The organism is Anoxybacillus sp. FSL W8-0382 (assembly GCF_038003845.1).
In the GTDB taxonomy this organism is placed as follows: domain Bacteria; phylum Bacillota; class Bacilli; order Bacillales; family Anoxybacillaceae; genus Anoxybacillus; species Anoxybacillus flavithermus_G.
The window spans coordinates 1,771,910-1,797,262 of the sequence record NZ_JBBOPX010000001.1 but is presented as its reverse complement, the minus strand read 5'-3'; the positions used below and the strand labels follow the sequence as shown (position 1 = coordinate 1,797,262).

Annotated in this window: 28 protein-coding genes; all 28 read left to right on the top strand. The window is 43.8% G+C overall.

What is annotated here, in order from left to right; all coding sequences use genetic code 11:
• The first annotated feature begins 220 nt into the window (after positions 1–220).
• Positions 221–583: an Asp23/Gls24 family envelope stress response protein gene (locus NSS60_RS09455; protein ID WP_004891123.1), complete on the top strand. Its 363-nt coding sequence runs from the start codon at positions 221–223 to the stop codon at positions 581–583.
• A gap of 17 nt (positions 584–600) precedes the next feature.
• Positions 601–2,259 (top strand): DAK2 domain-containing protein, encoded by a 1,659-nt coding sequence (locus tag NSS60_RS09450; RefSeq protein WP_004891121.1) that lies wholly within the window; start codon positions 601–603, stop codon positions 2,257–2,259.
• A gap of 83 nt (positions 2,260–2,342) precedes the next feature.
• The gene (gene sdaAB / locus NSS60_RS09445; RefSeq protein ID WP_004891119.1) at positions 2,343–3,005 is read left to right on the top strand and encodes an L-serine ammonia-lyase, iron-sulfur-dependent subunit beta; all 663 of its coding nucleotides are present in this window, start codon (positions 2,343–2,345) and stop codon (positions 3,003–3,005) included.
• Between the two features lie 23 nt (positions 3,006–3,028).
• Positions 3,029–3,916: an L-serine ammonia-lyase, iron-sulfur-dependent, subunit alpha gene (gene sdaAA, locus NSS60_RS09440; RefSeq protein WP_004891117.1), complete on the top strand. Its 888-nt coding sequence runs from the start codon at positions 3,029–3,031 to the stop codon at positions 3,914–3,916.
• Positions 3,909–5,957 carry an ATP-dependent DNA helicase RecG gene (recG, locus tag NSS60_RS09435; protein ID WP_004891115.1) on the top strand — a complete coding sequence of 683 codons (2,049 nt, stop codon included), beginning with the start codon at positions 3,909–3,911 and terminating at the stop codon, positions 5,955–5,957. Before sdaAA ends, recG begins: the two co-directional genes overlap by 8 nt.
• A 75-nt stretch (positions 5,958–6,032) precedes the next feature.
• On the top strand, positions 6,033–6,629 hold the full coding sequence (fapR, locus tag NSS60_RS09430; protein ID WP_035018741.1) for a transcription factor FapR: 597 nt from the start codon (positions 6,033–6,035) through the stop codon (positions 6,627–6,629).
• Complete coding sequence (plsX, locus tag NSS60_RS09425) at positions 6,613–7,599, top strand: phosphate acyltransferase PlsX (protein WP_004891110.1); 987 nt, start codon at positions 6,613–6,615, stop codon at positions 7,597–7,599. The genes fapR and plsX overlap by 17 nt, the downstream gene beginning before the upstream one ends.
• A gap of 14 nt (positions 7,600–7,613) precedes the next feature.
• The gene (gene fabD, locus NSS60_RS09420) at positions 7,614–8,555 is read left to right on the top strand and encodes an ACP S-malonyltransferase (protein WP_004891108.1); all 942 of its coding nucleotides are present in this window, start codon (positions 7,614–7,616) and stop codon (positions 8,553–8,555) included.
• Positions 8,556–8,558: 3 nt separating this feature from the next.
• The gene (gene fabG, locus NSS60_RS09415; RefSeq protein WP_004891107.1) at positions 8,559–9,296 is read left to right on the top strand and encodes a 3-oxoacyl-[acyl-carrier-protein] reductase; all 738 of its coding nucleotides are present in this window, start codon (positions 8,559–8,561) and stop codon (positions 9,294–9,296) included.
• Between the two features lie 59 nt (positions 9,297–9,355).
• Entirely contained in the window at positions 9,356–9,592 is a 237-nt protein-coding gene (gene acpP, locus NSS60_RS09410) for an acyl carrier protein (RefSeq protein ID WP_004891105.1), read from the top strand.
• Between the two features lie 70 nt (positions 9,593–9,662).
• Complete coding sequence (gene rnc, locus NSS60_RS09405; RefSeq protein WP_035018739.1) at positions 9,663–10,379, top strand: ribonuclease III; 717 nt, start codon at positions 9,663–9,665, stop codon at positions 10,377–10,379.
• Positions 10,380–10,438: 59 nt separating this feature from the next.
• Complete coding sequence (gene smc, locus NSS60_RS09400; protein WP_064214142.1) at positions 10,439–13,999, top strand: chromosome segregation protein SMC; 3,561 nt, start codon at positions 10,439–10,441, stop codon at positions 13,997–13,999.
• Between the two features lie 6 nt (positions 14,000–14,005).
• Positions 14,006–15,004, top strand: coding sequence for a signal recognition particle-docking protein FtsY (gene ftsY, locus NSS60_RS09395; RefSeq protein ID WP_004891102.1), 999 nt, complete (start codon positions 14,006–14,008; stop codon positions 15,002–15,004).
• Positions 15,005–15,075: 71 nt separating this feature from the next.
• Complete coding sequence (locus tag NSS60_RS09390; protein WP_004891101.1) at positions 15,076–15,408, top strand: putative DNA-binding protein; 333 nt, start codon at positions 15,076–15,078, stop codon at positions 15,406–15,408.
• Between the two features lie 12 nt (positions 15,409–15,420).
• Positions 15,421–16,761: a signal recognition particle protein gene (ffh, locus tag NSS60_RS09385; RefSeq protein ID WP_004891100.1), complete on the top strand. Its 1,341-nt coding sequence runs from the start codon at positions 15,421–15,423 to the stop codon at positions 16,759–16,761.
• 95 nt (positions 16,762–16,856) lie between these two features.
• Entirely contained in the window at positions 16,857–17,129 is a 273-nt protein-coding gene (gene rpsP / locus NSS60_RS09380) for a 30S ribosomal protein S16 (RefSeq protein WP_004891099.1), read from the top strand.
• A gap of 3 nt (positions 17,130–17,132) precedes the next feature.
• Positions 17,133–17,360 (top strand): KH domain-containing protein, encoded by a 228-nt coding sequence (locus NSS60_RS09375; RefSeq protein ID WP_004891098.1) that lies wholly within the window; start codon positions 17,133–17,135, stop codon positions 17,358–17,360.
• Positions 17,361–17,409: 49 nt separating this feature from the next.
• On the top strand, positions 17,410–17,793 hold the full coding sequence (locus NSS60_RS09370) for a YlqD family protein (RefSeq protein ID WP_004891096.1): 384 nt from the start codon (positions 17,410–17,412) through the stop codon (positions 17,791–17,793).
• Positions 17,793–18,314, top strand: a complete 522-nt coding sequence (gene rimM, locus NSS60_RS09365) for a ribosome maturation factor RimM (protein WP_329403935.1) — start codon at positions 17,793–17,795, stop codon at positions 18,312–18,314. Before NSS60_RS09370 ends, rimM begins: the two co-directional genes overlap by 1 nt.
• Positions 18,311–19,048, top strand: a complete 738-nt coding sequence (gene trmD / locus NSS60_RS09360; RefSeq protein WP_004891093.1) for a tRNA (guanosine(37)-N1)-methyltransferase TrmD — start codon at positions 18,311–18,313, stop codon at positions 19,046–19,048. Before rimM ends, trmD begins: the two co-directional genes overlap by 4 nt.
• Positions 19,049–19,173: 125 nt before the next feature.
• Entirely contained in the window at positions 19,174–19,518 is a 345-nt protein-coding gene (rplS, locus tag NSS60_RS09355; protein ID WP_003394943.1) for a 50S ribosomal protein L19, read from the top strand.
• 72 nt (positions 19,519–19,590) lie between these two features.
• Positions 19,591–20,142 carry a signal peptidase I gene (gene lepB / locus NSS60_RS09350; RefSeq protein ID WP_004891091.1) on the top strand — a complete coding sequence of 184 codons (552 nt, stop codon included), beginning with the start codon at positions 19,591–19,593 and terminating at the stop codon, positions 20,140–20,142.
• A gap of 14 nt (positions 20,143–20,156) precedes the next feature.
• A complete protein-coding gene (gene ylqF, locus NSS60_RS09345; RefSeq protein WP_192948324.1) occupies positions 20,157–21,011 on the top strand; it encodes a ribosome biogenesis GTPase YlqF in 855 nt (284 codons plus the stop codon).
• A gap of 57 nt (positions 21,012–21,068) precedes the next feature.
• The gene (locus NSS60_RS09340; RefSeq protein WP_340720797.1) at positions 21,069–21,848 is read left to right on the top strand and encodes a ribonuclease HII; all 780 of its coding nucleotides are present in this window, start codon (positions 21,069–21,071) and stop codon (positions 21,846–21,848) included.
• A 1-nt stretch (position 21,849) separates the two neighbouring features.
• A complete protein-coding gene (locus NSS60_RS09335; protein ID WP_340720796.1) occupies positions 21,850–22,113 on the top strand; it encodes an EscU/YscU/HrcU family type III secretion system export apparatus switch protein in 264 nt (87 codons plus the stop codon).
• A 121-nt stretch (positions 22,114–22,234) separates the two neighbouring features.
• Positions 22,235–23,395 (top strand): ADP-forming succinate--CoA ligase subunit beta, encoded by a 1,161-nt coding sequence (gene sucC, locus NSS60_RS09330; protein WP_004891085.1) that lies wholly within the window; start codon positions 22,235–22,237, stop codon positions 23,393–23,395.
• A gap of 19 nt (positions 23,396–23,414) precedes the next feature.
• Positions 23,415–24,317 carry a succinate--CoA ligase subunit alpha gene (gene sucD / locus NSS60_RS09325; RefSeq protein ID WP_012575319.1) on the top strand — a complete coding sequence of 301 codons (903 nt, stop codon included), beginning with the start codon at positions 23,415–23,417 and terminating at the stop codon, positions 24,315–24,317.
• Between the two features lie 61 nt (positions 24,318–24,378).
• On the top strand, positions 24,379–25,266 hold the full coding sequence (gene dprA / locus NSS60_RS09320; protein WP_077429204.1) for a DNA-processing protein DprA: 888 nt from the start codon (positions 24,379–24,381) through the stop codon (positions 25,264–25,266).
• The last annotated feature ends 87 nt before the right edge of the window (positions 25,267–25,353 follow it).

Below are 25,353 nucleotides of genomic sequence, written 5' to 3'. Positions count from 1 at the left end.
TTTGTTTCCCTCCTCACTTGCCAAACTACGTGCTCAAAACACTACTATAATTTATCATACATAAAAACGGATTGCAATACTTCCGATCAACTGTTTCAAGAAAATAACCTTGACATCTGTTTTCTGTTTCGGGTAAATATACTATGGGTAGAAGCTTTTAAAAATAAGCCGAGTATAGTACAATGGCGTTAGCTACCTAATAAGAAAGGGGACTTGAGCGATGTCCATTGAATTACAAACGAAATACGGTCGTGTTGAAATTAGTAACGATGTCATTGCAGCGATTGCCGGGGGAGCGGCAGTAGATTGTTACGGTATTGTCGGTATGGCATCAAAAAATCAATTAAAAGACGGCATTGCTGAAATTTTACGCCGCGAAAACTTTGCAAAAGGCATTGTCGTTCGCCAAGAAAACGATGAAGTGCATATTGATTTATACGTCATTGTTAGCTACGGCACAAAAATTTCGGAAGTTGCGCACAACGTACAAACGAAAGTCAAGTATACGCTAGATAAAACGTTAGGTTTATCTGTTCAATCGATCAACATTTATGTTCAAGGGGTTCGCGTCACGAATCCGTAGTGAGGGGGAACTAATCTGTGGCAATGACAACATTAGATGGAAAACGCTTTGCACAAATGGTGCTGCAAGGCGCGACACATTTAGCGAACAACGCAAAAACGGTAGACGCATTAAACGTCTTTCCCGTTCCAGATGGGGATACAGGAACGAATATGAATTTGTCGATGACGTCCGGTGCGAAAGAAGTAAAAAACCACGTATCTGATCATATCGGAAAAGTGGCGGGCGCATTAGCGAAAGGATTGCTAATGGGAGCGCGCGGCAACTCGGGCGTTATTTTATCACAACTATTTCGTGGATTTGCGAAAGCGATCGAACAAAAAAGTGAAATTAACAGCAAAGAGTTTGCGGCAGCGCTTGAAGCGGGCGTGCAGACAGCGTATAAAGCGGTGATGAAGCCGGTTGAAGGCACGATTTTAACGGTTGCGAAAGATGCGGCAAAGCGCGCAGTAGCTGTGGCGAAAAAAGAAGCTGACATCGTCGTTGTAATGACGGAAGTATTAAAAGAGGCAAAAGCATCGCTGAAGCGCACCCCTGATTTACTTCCTGTATTAAAAGAAGTAGGTGTCGTCGACAGCGGCGGCCAAGGTCTCGTATTTGTGTACGAAGGATTTTTAGCGGCGTTAAAAGGTGAAACGATTGCAGAAACAGAAGCGTTGTCGATGGGACAGCTCGTTCGTACCGAACATCACCGCAACGTGCAAAGCCATCTTAGCGCAGATGATATTGAATTTGGGTATTGTACGGAATTTATGGTGAAGTTTGAACAAGATAAAGTAGCGAAACATCCATTTCGTGAAGAGACGTTCCGTCAAGATTTGAGCCGCTTCGGCGATTCGCTACTTGTCATTGCAGATGATGAAGTAGTGAAAGTGCATATTCACGCAGAACAACCGGGCGAAGTGCTCACATACGCGCAACGTTACGGAAGCTTAATTAATATTAAAATCGAAAATATGCGTGAACAGCATGCAAATATCGTCCATCAAGAGATGCAGCCGCCGAAAAAGCAAGAACGCATCCCGTACGGCATCGTTGCGGTAGCCATGGGCGATGGCATTGCTGAATTATTTAAAAGCATTGGTGCTCATGCGGTCATCGAAGGCGGACAAACGATGAATCCGAGCACAGAAGACATCGTAAAAGCAATTGAAGAAGTAAATGCCCAAACGGTATTTGTGTTGCCGAATAATAAAAACATTATTTTAGCAGCCCAACAAGCTGCGTCTGTCGCTTCATGTGATGTAGTCGTCATTCCATCAAAAACCGTTCCACAAGGAATGACAGCATTGCTTTCCTTTAATCCTTCTGCGACAAAAGAAGAAAACGAGGAAGTAATGACAGAGGCACTTGCCCGCGTAAAAACAGGACAAGTAACGTTTGCTGTACGCGATACAAACATTGACGGCGTTGAAATTGAAAAAGACGATTATATGGGAATTGCCGATGGCAAAATTGTCGTATCTCATAAAGAGCTTCATTCTGTCGTTGAGACGCTACTTACGCATATGATTGGCGAAGAAGATGAAATTGTAACAATTCTTTCTGGTGAAGATGCGACCGAAGAACAAACTGCGCACATCGTTCAATTTATTGAACAACAATTCCCGCATGTGGAAGTTGAAACACATCATGGCGGTCAGCCGTTATATCCGTTTATTTTTGCGATTGAATAAAACGCATGGTTGCTATTCACATACGATAAAAGAAGGGGAACGTTCCCCTTCTTTTTCATGAAGATAACAAAGGGGAGGAAAAAATGAAATATCGCAGTGTATTTGATATTATCGGTCCGATTATGATTGGTCCGTCGAGCTCGCACACGGCAGGAGCAGTACGCATCGGCAAAGTGGCACGCAACTTATTCGGCAGAAAACCAACGTGGGCGGATATTTTCTTTTACGGTTCATTTGCCCAAACGTATAAAGGACACGGAACAGATGTCGCCATCGTCGGCGGTTTATTAAATTTCGATACGTTTGATGAACGAATGAAAACATCGTTGCAAATCGCCAAACAAGAAGGGATTCGCATCACGTTTCATGAAGAGGAAGCCATTCCTCCTCACCCAAATACAGCAAAAATTCGCCTCGGTGATGAACAAGGTGAGCTTGAGCTTGTCGGCATTTCCATTGGCGGTGGGAAAATCGAAATTATTGAGCTAAACGGTTTCGAGCTGAAGCTTTCTGGTCATCATCCTGCCCTTTTAATTATGCATAATGACCGTTACGGTGCCATCGCAGGAGTAGCGAACGTGCTAGCGAAATATGCGATTAATATCGGCCATATGGAAGTATCGCGAAAAGAAAAAGGAAAACAGGCGTTAATGGCGATCGAAGTCGATCAAAATATTGATGATGCGATCGTTGAGCAATTAAAAGCGTTACCACATATTATTGATGTAGCAAAAATTGTTGAGTAAAGCGGTGCAAAGGGGAGACAACGATGTTTCGAAATGTAGCAGAACTCGTTGAACGAGCAGAACGAGAACAAATGAAAATTGCAGAAGTAATGATTCGTCAAGAGATGGAAGTGACAGAGCGCAGCCGAGAGGACATTATTGCGCAAATGGAGAAAAACTTACAAGTGATGGAGCAAGCCGTCATTCGCGGACTAGCGGGTGTTCGTTCGCATTCCGGATTGACAGGCGGCGATGCGACACGCTTACAGCAATATATTGCACGCGGCCAATTTTTATCGGGAGAAACGATTTTAGATGCCGTCAGTAAAGCGATGGCAACGAACGAAGTAAACGCAGCGATGGGAATGATTTGTGCAACACCAACAGCAGGATCAGCTGGTGTCGTTCCGGGCACATTATTTGCGGTGAAAGAAAAACTGCAGCCGACGCGTGAACAAATGGTTGAGTTTTTATTTACAGCTGGTGCGTTCGGATTTGTTGTCGCAAACAATGCATCCATTTCCGGTGCGGCAGGAGGATGCCAGGCGGAAGTTGGTTCAGCGGCAGGTATGGCGGCGGCAGCGCTTGTCGAGATGGCTGGCGGCACGCCAAGACAAGCGGCAGAGGCGATGGCGATCGCTTTAAAAAATATGCTTGGACTCGTTTGTGACCCCGTTGCAGGGTTAGTGGAAGTACCGTGTGTCAAGCGAAATGCAATTGGAGCAGCAAATGCAATGATTGCTGCTGACATGGCGCTTGCTGGCATACAAAGCCGCATTCCGTGCGATGAAGTCATTGAAGCGATGTTCCGCATCGGCCAGACGATGCCAGTGTCATTAAAAGAAACAGCACAAGGAGGGTTAGCGGCGACGCCGACCGCTCGCAAATTCGAAGCGGATATTTTCGGTAAGCCAAACAACGAACGTGAGTGACGTATTACATCAATCAGTCACAGCGATTAAAGGAATTGGAGAAGAAACAGCCGCCGCGCTTCATGAAATGGGGATTGATACAATTGAACAACTGTTGTATCATTTCCCTTTTCGTTACGAAGATTATCGCATATGTGCATTAGAAGAAGCAAAGCACGATGAAAAAATTACGATCATTGGCAAAGTGTATAGTGAGCCTGTGCTTACGTATTATAGCCGCAAAAAGTCGCGCTTAACGTTTCGCGTCCTTGTTGACCGATTTTTAGTGACGGCTGTTTGTTTTAACCAACCGTATTTGAAAAAAAAGCTCACCCTGCACGAAACGGTGACGATCACAGGCAAGTGGGACAAACATCGTCAAACGATCACCGTACAGCAGCTGCATATCGGCGAAATGAAGCGACAAAAAGAAATCGAACCGGTCTATTCAACGCGTGGCGACTTGACAGTAAAAGGCATGCGTCGCTTTATTGCACTCGCTTTACAACAATACGGTGATGCGATTGTCGACCCGTTGCCGAGCGAGCTATTGCAAACATATCGCCTTATATCAAAACGTGATGCGATTCGGGTGATTCATATGCCGCTTTCGCACGAGCAACTAAAGCAAGCACGACGCCGTCTCGTTTACGAAGAGTTTTTACTTTTTCAATTAAAAATGCAAGCGTTAAAAAAATATCGTCGTGAACAGTCACCAGGTATTGCGCATCGCTTTTCAGATGGGCAACTTCAATCGTTTATTCAATCGCTTCCGTTTCCGCTAACGAATGCTCAGCAACGCGTTGTACGTGAAATTGTGCAAGATTTAAAATCGCCATATCGCATGAATCGCCTACTACAAGGAGATGTCGGTTCCGGAAAAACAGTCGTTGCTGCCATTGCATTATATGCGGTGTATTTATCAGGGTATCAAGGAGCGTTAATGGTACCGACGGAAATTTTAGCCGAGCAACATGCTGAATCGCTTCGTGCGCTGCTTGAGCCGATGGGTATTCGTGTCGAACTGTTGACAAGTTCGGTAAAAGGAAAAAGGCGCAAACAGCTACTTGAACAGCTCGCTTTAGGTGACGTTCATGTTGTTGTCGGCACGCATGCCCTTATTCAAGACGACGTGAATTTTGCGAAACTTGGCGTTGTCATCACAGACGAACAACATCGCTTTGGAGTAGAGCAGCGACGCATTTTACGTGAAAAAGGACAATCGCCTGATGTGCTATTTATGACCGCCACTCCGATTCCACGCACGCTTGCCATTACGGCATTTGGAGAAATGGACGTCTCGATCATTGATGAAATGCCAAAAGGAAGGAAAAAAATTGAAACGTATTGGGTGAAACACGATATGCTTGAGCGTGTATTTCAATTTATGGCGAAACAAGTTGATGCGGGTCATCAAGCATACGTCATTTGCCCGCTCATTGAGGAATCGGAAAAACTGGATGTCCAAAACGCGATCGACGTGCATGCGATGTTGACGCACTACTATAAAGGGCGGTATCGCATCGGGCTTATGCACGGCCGTCTATCTTCAGAAGAAAAAGAAGAAGTGATGCGCGCATTTAGCGCCAATGACATTCATATTTTAGTATCAACAACGGTCGTAGAAGTCGGTGTAAACGTCCCGAACGCAACCGTGATGGTCATTTACGATGCCGACCGTTTTGGTCTTTCGCAACTTCATCAGCTACGCGGACGAGTTGGGCGCGGACAAGCCCAATCGTACTGTATTTTAGTCGCTGATCCAAAATCAGAAGCAGGAAAAGAGCGAATGCGCATTATGACGGAAACGAACGACGGTTTTGTGCTGTCGGAAAAAGATTTAGAGCTGCGCGGACCGGGCGATTTTTTTGGGACGAAACAAAGCGGCATGCCTGAATTTCGTCTCGGCGACATCGTTCACGACTATCGCATTTTAGAAGTTGCCCGTCAAGACGCTGCTCGCCTCGTTGATTCGCAAGCTTTTTGGCATGACGATAAATACGCTTTTCTTCGCGACTATTTACAACAATCAGGCATTTTAAACGGCGAAAAATTAGATTAAAAGTTGTTGAAATGGAAGCACGGGTGTTATATACTACTATTAGTACCTAGTAATAATTCGGATGGTGGATCGAAAATGAGAAGAAATAAACGCGAACGGCAACGACTACTGCAAGCAACGATTGAAGAAAATCCATTTATTACGGACGAACAACTTGCCGAAAAATTTTCAGTCAGCATTCAAACGATCCGCCTCGATCGCTTAGAACTATCGATTCCGGAGTTGCGTGAGCGCATTAAACATGTCGCTGAGCGCACATTTGCTGACGAAGTGAAGTCGTTGCCCATTGAAGAAGTGATCGGAGAAATTATCGATATGCAATTGGACGAAAGTGCAATTTCCATTTTCGATGTAAAAAAAGAACATGTATTTAAACGAAATCAAATTGCACGAGGACATCATTTGTTTGCGCAAGCGAACTCGCTCGCAGTCGCGGTCATTAACGATGAATTAGCATTGACCACCAAAGCAAACATTCGCTTTATGCGCCCGGTGAAAGAAGGGGAGCGAGTCGTTGCCAAAGCAAAAGTAAAAAATTTAAACGAAAACGGTCGCACGATCGTCGAAGTGAATAGTTACGTAGGTCAAGAGCTTGTTTTTCAAGGAGAATTTCATATGTACCGCTCAAACGTTGTTAAAAAGGATGGAGAAAATGATGAAAATCGCAATTGATGCCATGGGAGGAGATCACGCACCAAAAGAAGTCGTGATCGGTGCACAAAAGGCGATTGAGCATTTCAACGATATCGAAATTACGCTTATTGGGAACGAATCGCTCATTCGCCCGTACATAACAAACAATGAACGACTATCGATCATTCATACGGAACAAGTCATTGAAGCAACAGATGAGCCCGTTCGTGCCGTTCGCCGCAAAAAAGAGGCGTCCATGGTGCTAATGGCAAATGAAGTAAGCGAAGGACGTGCCGATGCGTGCATTTCAGCTGGGAATACAGGCGCTTTAATGGCGGCGGGGCTGTTTATCGTCGGTCGCATCGAAGGCATTGACCGTCCAGCGCTTGCGCCGACGCTCCCAACGATTGATGGAAAAGGGTTTGTACTGTTAGATGTTGGTGCTAACGTAGACGCCCGTCCAGAACATATATTGCAATATGCGTTTATGGGTGCAGCATACGCCGAAAAAGTACGCGGGGTTGAACGACCGCGCGTCGGGCTGCTAAACGTAGGGACAGAAGACCAAAAAGGCAATGAGCTAGCTAAAAAAGCGTTTCAGCTTATCCAACATACATCGTTAAATTTTGTCGGCAACGTAGAGGCGCGCGATTTATTAGAAGGCGTAGCTGATGTTGTTGTTACTGACGGATTCACCGGCAACGTCGCACTAAAAACGATCGAAGGCACGGCAATCGCTATTTTCTCGATGTTAAAATCGGCATTGACAAGCAATGTTGTAAGCAAAATGGCGGCGCTTGCGTTAAAGCCACAACTTATGCAGTTGAAGAAAAAAATGGATTATGCAGAATATGGCGGTGCAGCACTGTTCGGTTTACGAGCACCTGTCATTAAAGCGCACGGTTCATCTGATGCTCACGCGATGTTTCACGCTGTGCGTCAGGCGCGAGAAATGGTTGCAAACGAAGTAGTACAAACGGTAAAGCAATCGATAGCGGAAATAAAATAATAAGAGGTGACATGATGGGGAAAATTGCATTTATTTTTCCAGGACAAGGTTCACAAACGGTCGACATGGGGAAAGAATGGGCAGAAAAAGACGAGGCGGTAGCTGCGATCTTTCGCCTAGCAGATGAACGGTTGCAAATGTCTTTGTCACAACTTATTTTTGAAGGACCACAAGACGTATTAACAAAAACAGAAAATGCCCAACCGGCATTACTCACGACAAGCATCGCGTTTTTGCAAAAAGTAAAAGAAGCAGGTATTGCCCCTCATTATGTGGCAGGACATAGCCTCGGGGAATATAGTGCACTTGTTGCAGCATCGGTGCTGTCGTTTTCTGACGCTGTATATGCGGTGCGTAAGCGCGGAGAATTTATGGAAAAAGCAGTGCCGTCAGGACAAGGAACGATGGCTGCGGTGCTTGGGATGGATGAAGCTTTATTGCAACAAGTAGTCGATGAAGCTTCAACGGAATCATCTCCGGTTCAATTAGCGAACTTAAACTGCCCGGGACAAATTGTCATTTCAGGAGCGAAAGAAGCGGTTGAGCGAGCGTCACAACTAGCAAAAGAAAAAGGAGCGAAGCGAGTCATTCCGCTCGAAGTAAGCGGGCCGTTCCACTCCATTTTAATGAAACCGGCGGCAGAACAGTTTTTATCGGTACTTGATACGTTGGCGTTTCAAGAAAGCGCTGTGCCAGTCATTTCAAATGTGACAGCTGAGCCGATGACAGATCCAACAGAAATCAAACAACGTCTCGTTGAACAGTTATACTCTCCGGTTCGTTGGGAGCAATCTGTTCAAACGATGATTGACTTGGGTGTAGATACGTTTATCGAAATCGGTCCTGGAAAAGTATTAAGCGGTCTAGTGAAAAAAATAAACCGTCATGTCAACGTCCATTCGATTTTTGATGAAGCTTCGTTTATAGCGACAGTGACGGCGTTGAAAGGGGAATGAAGCATGGAAGGGAAAGTAGCGATTGTGACCGGGGCGTCACGTGGGATTGGGCGTGAAATTGCTTTACATTTAGCTCGTCTTGGTGCAAAAGTAGCAGTCAATTATGCAGGAAGTGAAGCGAAAGCAAATGAAGTTGTTGCTCAAATTGTTGAACATGGTGGCGAAGCGTTCGCTGTGCAAGCGGATGTCGCAAATAGTGAAGCCGTCGATCGCATGGTGAAAGAGGTGCTTGAGCGTTGGGGCCGCGTCGATATTTTAGTTAACAATGCAGGCATTACGCGTGACAACTTGCTTATGCGCATGAAAGAAGAAGAATGGGATGCGGTCATCAATACGAACTTAAAAGGCGTCTTTTTATGCACGAAAGCTGTGACGCGTCCGATGATGAAACAACGATACGGTCGAATTGTGAACGTGGCGTCCATCGTCGGTGTAAGCGGCAATCCAGGGCAAGCAAACTACGTTGCAGCCAAAGCAGGTGTAATCGGATTAACAAAAACAGCTGCCAAAGAACTCGCAAGCCGAAATATTACAGTCAATGCGGTTGCCCCTGGGTTTATTACGACAGATATGACCGATCAATTAAGCGAAGATGTGCGTCAAACGATGTTGCAACAAATTCCGCTTGCACGTTTCGGAAACCCTGAAGATATTGCGCACGTTGTCGCATTTCTCGTCTCAGACGGGGCAAGCTATATGACAGGGCAAACGATTCATGTAGATGGCGGCATGGTTATGTAAAAATTCGTTTTATTTTCTTGTATAATTCAGTATAATGACTTGAGGGGAGGTGAATAAAAATGGCGGGCGTATTAGAGCGTGTAACGAAAATTATCGTTGATCGCCTTGGTGTAGAGGAGTCACAAGTGACGCTTGAATCTTCATTTAAAGAAGATTTAGGAGCAGATTCGCTTGATGTCGTTGAGCTTGTCATGGAATTAGAAGATGAATTCGATATGGAAATTTCAGATGAAGAGGCGGAGAAAATCGTTACTGTCGGAGACGCAGTAAACTACATAAAAAGCCGTCTATCATAATAAGTAAAGTCCCGTTTTGTAAGCGGGGCTTTCTATGCTTTTTACGTTTATTAGTTGGAGGTTCATATGCATGTCTAAGCAACGGCCATACATGAAATTTAAACAGTTCCAAGAGCAGATTGGCATTTTTTTTCGCAATGAAAAATTGTTAATGCAAGCATTTACCCATTCATCATATGTGAATGAGCATCGAAAGCGGCTACATGAAGATAATGAACGTCTGGAGTTTTTAGGAGATGCCGTTCTTGAACTGACCGTCTCTCAATATTTATTTGAACAGTTTCCGCAAATGAGCGAAGGAGAACTAACGAAATTGCGGGCAGCGATCGTCTGTGAACCGTCGCTTGTTACGTTCGCTCATGCGCTATCGTTTGGCGATCTCGTCTTGCTTGGCAAAGGCGAAGAGTTAACGGGGGGGCGCATGCGTCCGTCGCTGTTAGCTGACGTATTTGAAGCGTTTATCGGGGCGCTTTATTTGGATCAAGGCATGGAGGCGGTCGTACAATTTTTAGAAAAAACGATTTTTCCTAAAATTCGCGAAGGTGCTTTTTCTCATGTGATGGATTACAAAAGTCAACTACAAGAATTTGTACAACGTGATGGAAGTGGAGTATTAGAATATAAAATTTTACAAGAACGAGGGCCTGCTCATAATAAAGAGTTCGTATCGCGCGTATCGTTAAATGGCGAGGAGCTCGGTGTTGGAGTTGGGCGCTCGAAAAAAGAGGCAGAGCAGCGCGCCGCGCAAATGGCATTAGCTAAGCTAAAACAATTACAACAAGGCTGATCCGGTGCGAAAGGACAGCCTTGCTTGTTGTGACATCTTTTAGATAAAGGGGGATATATGTGTTCCTCAAACGGTTAGAAGCTATCGGATTTAAATCTTTTGCGGATCGTATTTCCATCGATTTTGTTTCGGGGATGACGGCAATCGTCGGTCCGAACGGAAGTGGAAAAAGCAACATTACGGACGCGATTCGTTGGGTGCTTGGTGAACAGTCCGCCAAGTCGCTTCGCGGCGCAAAAATGGAAGACGTCATTTTTTCGGGAAGTGAATCACGCAAGCCGTTAAACATGGCGGAAGTGACATTAACGCTCGATAATAGCGATCAATTTTTGCCGCTCGAATACGAAGAAGTAAGTATAACAAGACGTGTCTATCGTTCCGGCGATAGCGAATTTTTTATTAATAACCAGCCTTGCCGTTTAAAAGATATTGTCGATTTATTTATGGATTCTGGCGTTGGTCGTGAAGCTTTCTCCATCATTAGTCAAGGAAAAGTAGAAGAAATTTTAAGCAGTAAAGCAGAAGATCGCCGCATGATTTTTGAAGATGCAGCTGGCGTCTTAAAATATAAAACAAGGAAAAAAAAGGCAGAGCAAAAACTAAACGAAACAGAAGATCATTTGCAGCGTGTGCAAGATATTTTACACGAACTAAACCAGCAGCTCGAGCCGTTGAAACAACAAGCGTCAATCGCCAACGAATATCTTGAGAAAAAAGAGCAGCTACAAACATATGAAGTCGGCTTAATTGTTTATGAAATCGAGCAGCTACATGAAAAATGGGAAGCGTTGAAAAAACAACTCGCTTTACATCAACAAAACGAAATGGAATTAGCGACGACGTTACAAAAAGAAGAAGCGCACATCGCTCAGTTGCGTCATGAACTGACAGCGCTTGATGAGTCGATAGATGGCTTACAGCAAGTATTGTTGCTTGTTAGCGAAGAGCTTGAGAAAATGGAAGGGAAAAAACAGTTATTAAAAGAGCGAAAAAGCAACGCCTATAAGCAACAACAGCAAATGGAGCAAACGATGGGGCAACTTGCTGAGCGAAAACGTGCACTTGAAGCGACAATTGCTGAAAAAAAGAAAGTGCTGCAACAGCTTCAAACAGATGTGCAAGCGCTTCAAGCGCAATTAAAAGAACAAAACAACATCCTTTCTGCTTACGGTCCAAAAGCGGAGGAAGAAATTGAACGGCTAAAAAGCGAATACATTGACCTCGTTCACGAACAAGCGACGTTAAAAAATGAGCGCATGCACATTGAGTCCCAGTTGCAAAAAAATGAAGAAAAACAACAGCAGCTCATCACTACAAACAACGAACATATTCAAGCATACGAACAGATCGTTGAACAATGGGAACAAAAACAAAAACTCATCCATGAGTTGCAAGAACGCATCGCTAAACAAGAGCAAACGCTTCAAACAAAAGAAGAACAATTGACCGCACGAAAAGAACAATATCGAAAAAAAGAAACGACGTTATATGAAGCGTATCAATATGTACAAAAAGTAAAATCAAAAAAAGAAATGTTAGAGGCGATGCAACAAGAGTATGCTGGATTTTTCCAAGGGGTAAAAGAAGTATTAAAAGCAAAAGATCGGTTAAACGGCATTCATGGAGCGGTTGTTGAGTTGATGACGGTGCCATCTGAGCTTGAAACAGCGATCGAAGTGGCGCTCGGGGGAGCGGCGCAACATATCGTCGTAAAAAACGAACAAAGCGCACGTGAAGCCATTCAATTTTTAAAACAAAATAAGTATGGACGAGCGACGTTTTTGCCGCTCGACGTTATTCAGCGAAAACTATTTCCTCCATCCGTTCGAGAAAACATTGCCAAACACCCCGCTTACGTTGGCATTGCTTCCGAATTAATTTCGTATGAAGCAACGTACGAAAACATTATGACAAACATTCTTGGAACAGTCATTGTTACACGTGATTTAAAAGGGGCAAATGAGCTTGCTCGCCAATTGCAATACCGCTATCGTCTCGTCACGCTAGAAGGGGATGTTGTGAATCCAGGTGGGGCGATGACGGGAGGAACGGTAAATAAACAGACAAACTCATTATTTAGTCGTGCGCGTGAGCTTGAAGAAGTGACAGCACACTGGCGCGATGCTGAGCGAAAAACGCTGGAGCTTGAACAGCTTGTGCAACGAGAAAAAGAAGCCATTGCACAAGCTGAGCAAGAGCGAACAGCGCTTTATACTGAGCTAGAAGCAAGCCGTATGGAGCTACAAGAAGAAAAAAGCGCATGGATGGAACTCGATCTTCGTAAAAAACATATGGACGAACGACTAGCTGTGTATCGCTATGAAAGACAGACACTCGAAGAAGAAAAGAAACAATTGACTGCTCGACTTCACGATATTATGCATTCGCTCCATGCACTTGAGAAACATATTGCTTCTATCGATGAACAAGTGAAACAATGGACAGAAAAAAAACAGTTAGAGCAGCAATCGAAGGAGCAAATACAAGAAAAGTTGACCGCATTGAAAGTCGCGCTCGCTGAAAAGCAAGAACATGTCAGAAATGAAGAGCAACATGTGCATCGACTAACGGAAGAATGGGAGGAAGTGAAGCGAACACTTACGCACATCGAAAAAGAACGCAATGAACTTGTACGCCATACGAACGAACAAACGGAAGATGAACAGCAGCTCGAGCGAATATGCGAAGAAAAAACGAAGCAAAAAGAAGAAACGATTCAGCTCATCGCAAGCCGACGCGAACAGCGGTTACACTATCAAACAAAGCTTGAGCAACTCGAAAAAGAAATAAAAGAATTGAAACGACAACATAAACAACTCACAGATACGCTAAAAGACGAGGAAGTGAAGCTTGCTCGCTTCGATATGGAGCTTGACCACTTACTAAACCGCCTTCGTGAAGAATACAAACTGTCATTCGAAGCAGCGAAAGAAGCGTTCCCGCTCCATATCCCTGCTCAAGAGGCGCGGAAAAAAGTGAAGCTCATCCAGCTCGCTATTGATGAACTTGGGACGGTCAATCTCGGTGCGATTGAAGAGTATGAACGTGTCTCTGAACGCCACCGTTTTTTAACTGAACAAAAAGAAGACTTACAACAGGCAAAAGATACGTTATACCAAGTGATTGATGAAATGGACGATGAAATGAAACGAAGATTTGCGACAACGTTTGAGCAAATTCGGACGCAATTTGCACGCGTGTTCGTTGAATTGTTTGGAGGAGGAAAGGCCGATTTACAGTTGACTGATCCGAACGATTTACTCCATACGGGTGTCGACATTGTCGCACAGCCACCGGGAAAAAAACTGCAACATTTAAGTTTATTATCAGGCGGGGAGCGAGCATTGACGGCGATTGCGCTTTTATTCGCCATTTTAAATGTTCGACCTGTTCCGTTTTGCGTGCTTGATGAAGTAGAAGCAGCACTTGATGAGGCGAACGTACAACGATATGCGAAATATTTAAAGAAGTTTAGCGACGATACACAATTTATCGTCATTACCCATCGAAAAGGAACGATGGAAGAAGCAGATGTACTATATGGAGTAACGATGCAACAATCAGGTGTATCGAAGCTCGTTTCTGTTCGACTAGAAGAAGCAGATGAAAAGAAAGGATGAGAAACGGTGAGCTTTTTTAAAAAATTAAAAGAAAAAATCGCAAAACAAGCAGATACAGTAACGGAAAAGTTTAAACGTGGTTTAGAAAAAACGCGCGACTCTTTCGCAGGAAAAGTAAACGATCTAATCGCGCGTTATCGAAAAGTAGATGAAGAGTTTTTTGAGGAGCTAGAAGAAATTTTAATCGCCTCAGACGTTGGTGTCGCAACGGTCATGGATTTTATCGATGAGTTAAAAATGGAAGTGAAACGTCGCAACATTCAAGACCCGAAAGAAATGTATAGCGTCATTTCCGAAAAATTGATTGACATTTACGAAGCAAGCGGCAATGAAACGACAGAACTAAACATTCAACCAAACGGCTTGACGGTCATTTTATTTGTCGGTGTCAACGGCGTCGGAAAAACGACGACGATCGGGAAACTCGCGTACAAATTAAAAAGCGAAGGAAAAAAAGTGATGCTTGCCGCTGGCGATACGTTCCGGGCAGGTGCAATTGAACAGCTTGAAGTATGGGGCGAGCGCGTTGGTGTGGAAGTCATTAAACAGTCTGCTGGCTCTGATCCAGCGGCGGTGATGTATGATGCGATTCAAGCAGCCAAATCGCGCAACGTTGACATTTTGTTGTGTGATACAGCTGGCCGCTTACAAAACAAAGTGAATTTAATGAAAGAACTTGAAAAAGTGAAACGTGTCATTGAACGAGAAGTGCCGGGCGCACCGCACGAAGTATTGCTCGTATTGGATGCAACGACAGGGCAAAATGCGATGAGCCAAGCAAAAACATTTAAAGAAGCAACGAATGTCACCGGCATTGTGCTTACGAAACTGGATGGAACAGCAAAAGGCGGCATCGTATTAGCGATCCGCCATGAGTTAAACATTCCGGTGAAATTTGTCGGTTTAGGAGAGAAAATGGACGATTTAGAGCCGTTTAACGCCGAACAATTCGTGTATGGGTTATTTGCATCGTTTATGGAACGAGAAGAGGCGCAAGGAGAATAACTTGACAGCATCGGTTAAAACATATACACTAAATTCATGTAAAGGCGTTTCACTTAACAGGGGGGAGTTTCATGCTAGAAAAAACAACGAGAATGAACTATTTATACGACTTTTACCAATCGTTGTTGACGCCGAAGCAACGAAACTATATGTCCCTTTACTATTTAGACGATTACTCCCTCGGTGAAATTGCCGAAGAGTACGAAGTGAGTCGTCAAGCTGTATACGATAACATTAAACGGACGGAAGCGATGCTAGAAGATTATGAGCAAAAGCTATTGCTCTTTCAAAAGTTTCAACAACGTCACAAACTATTGCACCGATTAAAAACGCATATAGCTGAACGCTATCCGAACGATGAGGAGCTGATGAGGCTCGTTATGGAGTTGGAGAAATTAGAGTAGGGGGCGGTAACGATGGCATTTGAAGGATTGGCCGACCGTCTGCAACATGTCATGAATAAAATTCGTGGCAAAGGCAAAGTCACGGAAGCCGATGTAAAAGAAATGATGCGTGAAGTGCGGCTCGCGCTATTAGAAGCGGATGTCAATTTTAAAGTCGTCAAAGACTTCGTGAAAAAAGTAAGCGAACGAGCTGTCGGGCAAGAAGTAATGAAAAGTTTGACCCCAGGACAGCAAGTCATTAAAGTCGTAAAAGAAGAATTGACGGAGCTGATGGGGGGAGAAAATAGCAAAATCGCTGTAGCGAGCCGCCCGCCAACTGTCGTCATGATGGTCGGTTTGCAAGGGGCGGGAAAAACGACAACAACGGGAAAATTAGCGAATTTATTACGTAAAAAACATAATCGTAAACCGTTGCTTGTCGCAGCTGACATTTATCGGCCGGCAGCGATTAAACAGCTTGAGACGTTAGGGAAGCAGTTGGACATCCCTGTGTTTTCGCTCGGCGATCAAGTGAGCCCGGTGGAAATTGCGAAACAAGCGATCGTAAAAGCAAAAGAAGAGCATTATGATTACGTATTAATCGATACGGCCGGACGCTTGCACATTGACGAAGCGCTCATGGACGAACTAAAGCAAATTAAAGAAGTGACGAAACCTGATGAAATTTTTCTCGTTGTCGATGCGATGACGGGACAAGATGCGGTCAATGTCGCGCAAAGCTTTAACGAACAACTTGGACTGACGGGCGTCATTTTGACGAAGCTTGATGGTGATACGCGAGGCGGGGCAGCCTTATCGATTAAAGCGGTCACAAATACGCCAATTAAGTTTGTCGGTATGGGCGAAAAGCTCGATGCGCTTGAGCCGTTTCATCCGGAGCGGATGGCGTCGCGCATTTTAGGTATGGGGGACGTGTTGACGCTCATTGAAAAAGCGCAAACGGCCGTCGATGAAGAAAAGGCAAAAGAGCTCGAACAAAAAATGCGTACCGCATCATTTACACTTGACGACTTTTTAGAACAGCTTGGGCAAGTGCGCAAACTCGGTCCGCTCGATGAACTTTTAAAAATGTTGCCGGGCGCTAACAAAGTGAAAGGTTTAAACAACTTACAAATTGACGAAAAGCAAATTAGCCGCGTCGAAGCGATTATTCGTTCGATGACAAAAGAAGAAAAAATGAACCCAGACATCATTAACTCTAGTCGCAAAAAGCGAATTGCAAAAGGGAGCGGAACGACGGTTCAAGACGTCAACCGCTTATTGAAACAGTTTGACGAGATGAAAAAGATGATGAAAATGATGACAACCATGCCAAAGGGGAAAAAGAAAGGGTTCCGTTTCCCGTTCATGTAAACAAAATAACAGTGTTAAGAAAAAACACTTTACAAACAAAACGTTTATTGCTAATATACTATCTTGTGTGAAATATTTTCGGAGGTGCTATAATCATGGCAGTAAAAATTCGTTTAAAACGTATGGGTGCAAAAAAATCACCATTTTATCGTATCGTTGTTGCAGACTCTCGTTCTCCACGTGACGGTCGTTTCATCGAAACAATCGGCACATACAATCCGTTAACAGAGCCTGCAGAAATTAAAATTAATGAAGAGCTTGCATTAAAATGGTTGCAAAACGGCGCAAAACCATCTGACACAGTGCGCAACTTGCTTTCAAAACAAGGAATTTTAGAAAAATTCCACAACTTAAAGTACGGAAAGTAATATATGAAAACGTTGCTTGAGACGATCGTTCGGTCACTTGTCGATCATCCAGAATGCGTCGTCATTCGCGAAACAGAACAACAACAATCGATCACATATGCGATTGCCCTTCATCACGAAGACGTTGGGAAAGTGATCGGAAAAAACGGGCGAATGATTCAAGCCATTCGCACCGTTGTTCAAGCAGCCAATGAGTCAAAGAAGCGAATAGACGTACGCATCGAAGAGTAAGGGAGAGGGAAGACACCTCCCCTTTTTTCGTTCAGAAAGGCGGTGCGCCATGAAAATCATTCAAAAAGTGGAAGTGAGACAGCGATTAACTGAGAACAGTAAACAGCAACTCATTCAACAATTTATGCAACAAAAACAACAACTGGAACAACAATGTGAGCAGCTCATCTTTGAACAAAAACGAATGGAAAAGCACACTTCGTTTTCACAAAAACAAATTAAAGAAAAATTTGGACGAGAAATGCAAGTTCGCCGCCAAAAAATAGCGGAACTTGATTTCCTTCTTGAACAATTGCGCATATTACCGATAGGAAGTGAAATAAAAGAAAGAGATGTCGAGGCGATCATCGACGTCCAAATAGGGATGCGATGGGAATCTCCGAAAACGATTGTCATTGAAGATGGAATCGTTGTGGATATACGCGAGGGGTGATCGTTGTGAAATGGTTTCATGTCGGAAAAATTGTGAATACGCACGGTATTCGCGGTGAAGTGCGCGTTATTTCACGCACAGATTTTGCAGAAGAGCGGTATAAAATCGGGAATGTATTATATATTTTTATGGAAAATAAGCCACCGGTTGAAGTCAAAGTGGCGAGCCATCGAGTTCATAAGTCGTTCGATTTATTAACGTTCGAAGGATACGATAACATCAACTTAGTCGAACCATTTAAAGGGGCGATGATTAAAATACCAGAAACGCAATTGCAACCGCTTAACGAAGGAGAATATTATTTTCACGAAATTATCGGTTGCACAGTTGTGACCGAAGATGGTGAACCGATTGGCGAAATAAAAGAAATTTTAACGCCAGGTGCAAATGACGTATGGGTCGTCAAACGAAAAAAAGGCGGAGATGTGTTAATCCCTTACATTGATGATGTCGTCAAACAAGTCGATGTTGAAAATAAAACGATTACGATTCATGTGATGGAAGGATTGCTTGACGAATGAAAATCGATGTGCTCACCTTATTTCCAAATATGTTTACTGGCGTGTTGAACGAGTCGATTTTAAAACGTGCGCAAGAAAAAGGTGCCGTTACATTTCAGCTCGTTAACTTTCGCGAATTTGCCGATAATAAACATCAAACAGTGGACGACTACCCTTACGGCGGTGGGGCTGGCATGGTATTGAAGCCGCAACCGATTTTTGATGCGGTCGATCACTTAACGAAACAAAGCGACCATCGTCCGCGCATTGTTTTACTTTGTCCACAAGGCGAACGTTACACACAAAAAAAAGCAGAAGAACTTGCTAAAGAACAACATATCATTTTCATTTGTGGACATTATGAAGGGTACGACGAGCGTATTCGTGAGCATCTAGTAACCGACGAAATTTCTATTGGAGATTACGTCTTAACGGGCGGAGAACTGGCAGCAATGGTCGTCATTGACAGCGTCGTTCGTTTGCTTCCTGGCGTGCTTGGCAACGAGCATTCCTCTATGCTTGATTCTTATAGCTCTGGTTTGCTCGAACACCCACATTATACGCGCCCAGCCGATTTTCGTGGCATGAAAGTACCAGATGTCCTTCTTTCAGGTAATCACCGTTTAATTGAAGAGTGGCGTCAAAAAGAATCGTTGCGTCGCACATGGCTGCGCCGGCCAGATTTGCTCGAAACGTATGAACTAACGGAAAAACAAAAAAAATGGATTGAACAATGGGAAAAAAATGAGCGGTAACTCTTGCATCCTGTACATCTTTATGCTAGTATAAACGTTGTGACTTATGTCGCACGTAAAACGATGTTCCGCTGCTATGAACGATACACATAAGCATGAGCATCTGTTGGAAGGAGATGAATACGATGCATCATTTAATTCAAGAAATTACAAAAGAACAACTACGTAACGATCTTCCAGAATTTCGCCCTGGTGACACTGTACGCGTTCACGTGAAAGTTGTTGAAGGAAACCGTGAGCGTATCCAAGTATTCGAGGGCGTTGTAATCAAGCGTCGTGGTGGTGGAATTAGCGAAACATTTACAGTTCGTAAAGTGTCTTACGGTGTAGGTGTTGAGCGTACATTCCCATTACACACGCCGAAGATTGCAAAATTAGAAGTTGTTCGTCGCGGTAAAGTTCGTCGTGCGAAGTTGTACTACTTGCGTCAACTCCGCGGTAAAGCAGCACGCATCAAAGAAATCATCTAACAAAAGAAATGATTGCGAGGAGCTTGATCATCAAGCTCCTTTTTCAACATGTATCATATAGGTGGGAGAAGGATGGAAAAACAAAAGAATGAATGGTTTGAATGGGTGAAAGCAATTCTTATTGCAGTGGCGTTAGCAGGTGGCATTCGCTACTTCATTTTTGCTCCGATTATTGTCGAAGGGGAATCGATGATGCCGACGTTACACAATCAAGATCGGATGATTGTCAATAAAATGGCATACAAAATTGGCGAACCGAAACGGTTTGATATTATTGTGTTTCATGCCGAAGAAGGAAAAGATTATATTAAGCGCGTCATTGGATTGCCAGGCGACCGGATTGAATATAAAAATGATACGTTATATGTCAATGGAAAGCCGTATAAAGAGCCGTACTTAGATGAAGAGAAAAAACAACTATTTGACGGTCCGCTAACAGAGTCGTTTACTCTTGAAGAGCTATGGGGGGAAAAAACAGTCCCAGAAGGCCATTTATTCGTGCTCGGAGATAATCGTCGATATAGTAAAGATAGCCGCCATATCGGATTTATTCCGATGGAAAAAGTGGTAGGGAAAACGTCGGTCGTTTATTGGCCTCTTTCTGATGCGCGCATTGTTGAATAACATAACTAAAGTAGGTGGCAGCGATGACGATTCAATGGTTTCCCGGTCATATGGCGAAAGCAAAGCGGGAAGTAACAGAAAAATTAAAACTTATCGATATCGTATTTGAGCTAGTAGATGCCCGCATTCCTATTTCATCGCGCAATCCGTTAATTGATGAAATTGTGGCGAATAAACCGCGCATCATATTGTTAAACAAAGCGGATATGGCTGATCCCGATGTGACAAAACAATGGATCGACTTTTTCGCTGCACAGCAAATTGACGCCATTGCGATCGATTCGCAAAGCGGAACAGGCGTCAAGCAAATGGTAGCGGTCGCAAAAGAGAAGTTGCGCCCAAAATTTGAAAAAATGATAGCGAAGGGAATTAAACGTCCTCGGGCGATGCGTGCGCTTATTGTCGGCATTCCAAACGTCGGAAAATCAACGCTCATTAACCGACTCGCAGGAAAACATATTGCCAAAACAGGCGATACACCGGGAGTGACAAAAGCGCAACAATGGATTAAAGTCGGCAAAGAGCTCGAGCTACTTGATACGCCTGGAATTTTATGGCCGAAGTTTGAAGATGAAGAAGTCGGATACAAACTTGCAACGACGGGAGCGATTAAAGATACCATTTTAAACTTACAAGACGTTGCTGTGTATGCGTTACGTTTTTTATCTACTCATTATCCCGATCGTTTAAAAGAACGATATGCGCTTGCGGACATTCCAGAAGACATCGTCCAATTGTTTGATGACATCGGAAAAAAACGAGGATGTTTAGCCGCTGGTGGTGTCGTCGACTACGATAAAGTTGCTGAGCTTGTGTTGCGCGATATTCGTACAGAAAAATTAGGCCGACTTAGTTTTGATCGCCTGTAAGGTTCGCATAAGCGAGCCTTTATTTTTTTGTTTATTTGTCGATATAAGGGATAAGGGGTGATGACGGTGAATATACAAGAAATAAAAAAAAGACTACAAACGATTCACGATGAAACAGATGAATGGTTTCAAAAACTATTACACGATGAACGAAAAGGCGTCCAGCGCCTCGTTCAACTATGGTATAAGCAAAAAGAAGAAGAAAAACGGGAACGCGAACGTTTTTTGCATATGTTGCAATATGAACAGGCGCTATACGACAAAGGAATCCGCTACATCGCGGGGGTAGATGAAGTAGGACGAGGGCCGCTTGCCGGTCCGGTTGTTGCTGCTGCGGTCATTTTGCCACAAGACGTGTTTCTTCCGCATTTAGATGATTCAAAAAAGCTATCAGAAACGAAGCGAGAACAACTGTTTTCTGTCATTCAACAAACGGCGCTTGCGATCGGTATTGGCATCGTTAGCGCACACGAAATTGATGAGCTAAACATTTACGAAGCGACGAAAAAAGCGATGATGCAAGCTGTCCACGCGCTTGCGATCGTTCCAGAACATTTGCTCATTGATGCGATGCACATTCCACTATCTATTCCACAAACATCGATCATTAAAGGGGATGCGCATAGCGTTTCCATTGCAGCAAGCTCCATTATCGCGAAAGTGACGCGCGATCGCATGATGAAACAGTTAGGTGAGAAATATCCACAATACGGATTTGAAAAGCATATGGGATACGGCACGAAAGAACATTTGCAAGCGATTGAGCGATATGGAGTCATTGAAGAACATCGTCGTTCGTTTGCCCCGATTCGCGAACGATTAAAGCGGGGGAAATGAGATGAAACGAAAACGTGCCGTTGCTTTATCGTACGACGAACAACATGTTGCCCCTATCGTTGTAGCAAAAGGAGAAGGAGCTGTGGCTGATCGCATCATTGAACGCGCGAAACAATACGACGTCCCCATTTATGAAGATGAAACGCTCGCGACGATGCTCGGTCAATTACAATTAAACGAAACGATTCCAGAAGAACTGTACAAAGTCGTTGCCGAAGTATTCGCGTTTATTTATCAAGTCGAAAAAAAGGCAGAGGGGCGATGACAACGATCGCTTCTTTTTCTTTTGTTAAAGAATTTTCTGTCTAAATGGTAGACAACTGACAAAGTATCATTATACAATGAAAGCGCTAGTACTTTTATTTTTATACATAGGAGGATGGGGTATGAATATTCATGAGTATCAAGGAAAAGAGATCCTCAGAAGCTACGGAGTGAGCGTGCCGAACGGCCGCGTGGCGTTCACGGTTGAAGAAGCGGTTGAGGCGGCGAAAGAGCTCGGCAGTAGCGTTTGTGTCGTGAAAGCGCAAATTCATGCCGGCGGTCGCGGAAAAGCAGGGGGAGTAAAAGTCGCAAAAAGTTTAGAAGAAGTTCGTACATATGCGAGTGAGCTGTTAGGCAAAGTGCTTGTCACACATCAAACAGGTCCAGAAGGAAAAGAAGTGAAGCGCCTTTTAATCGAAGAAGGATGCGACATTAAAAAAGAATATTACATCGGGCTTGTTGTTGACCGTGCGACATCCCGCGTAGTATTAATGGGATCAGAAGAAGGCGGAACAGAAATCGAAGAAGTGGCTGCAAAAACGCCAGAGAAAATTTTTAAAGAGTATATCGACCCAGCTGTCGGTCTACAAGCGTTCCAAGCGCGCCGGATGGCGTTTAACATCAATATTCCGAAAGAGCTTGTCAATCAAGCTGTAAAATTTATGTTAGGCTTATATCAAGTGTTCGTTGAAAAAGATTGCTCAATCGCTGAAATTAACCCGCTTGTCGTAACGGGTGATGGAAAAGTCATGGCGCTTGATGCGAAGCTTAACTTTGATTCAAACGCGCTATATCGTCATAAAGACATTTTAGAATACCGCGATTTAGACGAAGAAGATCCAAAGGAAATTGAAGCGTCAAAATACGATTTAAACTACATTTCGCTCGATGGGAACATCGGCTGCATGGTTAACGGTGCAGGCTTAGCGATGGCGACGATGGACATCATTAAATATTACGGTGGCGAGCCGGCAAACTTTTTAGATGTTGGTGGCGGTGCGACGACAGAAAAAGTAACAGAAGCGTTTAAAATCATTTTATCTGACCCGAACGTCAAAGGCATTTTCGTTAACATTTTTGGCGGCATTATGAAATGTGATGTCATCGCTAACGGAATTGTTGAGGCGACGAAGCAAGTTGGTTTAAATCTTCCGCTTGTCGTTCGTTTAGAAGGAACGAACGTTGAATTAGGGAAAAAGATTTTAGAAGAGTCCGGACTAAACATTACAGCGGCTGAATCGATGGCGGACGGCGCGCAAAAAATCGTTTCGCTAGTAAGCTAATAGAAGGGATGGGAGAAACGTGAGCGTTTTTGTTAATAAAGATACGAAAGTAATCGTGCAAGGAATTACAGGTTCACAAGGATTGTTCCATACGAAACAAATGATTGAATATGGTACAAACATCGTTGGTGGGGTAACACCAGGAAAAGGTGGCACAGAAGTTGAAGGCGTACCTGTGTTTGATACGGTTTCAGAAGCGGTTGAAAAAACAGGAGCGAACGCTTCAGTCATTTACGTTCCGCCAGCATTTGCGGCAGATGCTATTATGGAAGCAGTTGATGCAGAAATCGACTTAGTTGTTTGTATTACAGAAGGCATCCCTGTATTAGATATGGTCAAGGTGAAGCGCTACATGGAAGGTAAGAAAACGCGCTTAATCGGACCAAACTGCCCAGGCGTTATCACACCAGAAGAATGTAAAATTGGTATTATGCCAGGCTATATTCATAAAAAAGGGCATGTCGGCATCGTTTCACGCTCCGGTACGTTAACGTATGAAGCGGTTCACCAATTAACACAAGCAGGCATCGGGCAATCGACAGCGGTTGGGATTGGCGGTGACCCAGTCAATGGAACAAACTTCATCGACGTATTAAAGGCGTTTAACGAAGATGAAGACACATATGCGGTCATTATGATCGGGGAAATTGGTGGAACGGCAGAAGAAGAAGCGGCCGAATGGGTAAAAGCGAACATGACAAAACCGGTTGTCGGCTTTATCGGCGGACAAACAGCACCTCCAGGAAAGCGCATGGGACATGCTGGTGCGATCATTTCTGGCGGAAAAGGAACGGCGGAAGAAAAAATTAAAACGATGACAGCATGCGGCATTAAAGTCGCAGAAACGCCAGCAGTGATTGGCGAAACGCTTATCTCGGTATTAAAAGAGCGCGGCTTATACGAAAAGTGTAAAACACATTAATAATCGCGAATCGTCCTAAGGCACAAACCTTAGGACGATTTTTATAAATAGGAGGGATATCATGTACGATACAACTCGCGAACGGCTCATCCATTTGCATCATTGTCGTGGCATCGGGTGGAAAAGTATCGCACGCTTGCTTCATGCAGACCCATCGCTAGCCTCCATTTTTCATCTTTCGTCACAACAACTTCAACGACTACTTCCGATCCCCCAAAAACATTTCACTGCTTTTTTCCATGATTTGCATTGTCACAAATTGAAACGTATGATAAAAACATATGAGGAACAAAACATTCATATTGTAACAATAAAAGATGATGGTTATCCGGAGTGGCTGAAACATATATATGATCCACCGTGGGTACTATATGCGAAAGGAAACGTAGCGTTGCTTAAGCGAAAAAAAATAATTAGCGTCGTAGGGACACGGACGCCCACTCGTCAAGGAATCGCAGCGATGCATATCGTCCTTCCGCCCCTCATTCAAAACGGCTGGATCGTTGTGAGCGGACTAGCAAAAGGTATTGATGCTGAAGCACATCGTTTATGTTTACGGCATCATGGTGAAACAATTGCGGTCATTGCGGGCGGATTGCATTACATATACCCACCTGAAAATGAATCATTATTTCGACAATTAGTGACAACGCAATTAATTATTTCAGAATATCCACCATTCGTTCGCCCACAGACGTGGCATTTTCCAATGCGCAATCGCATCATTAGCGGTTTGTCGCTCGGTACGCTTGTTGTACAAGCAAAAGAGCGAAGCGGCTCGCTCATCACCGCTCATTTTGCGCTCCAGCAAGGAAGAGAAGTGTTTGCGATTCCCGGTGACATCACAACAAAAGAGGCGCTCGGGACTAATCGGTTGATTCAACAAGGAGCAAAATTAATATTGTCAAGTGAAGATATTGAGGAGGAATTTCGACATCTTTTTACATGAACGAAAGAAAAAATCGAAAAATGATGTTTGACAAATGAACGAATCATCATTAATAATAATGAGGATTTTACTTTACGAATTACCTCT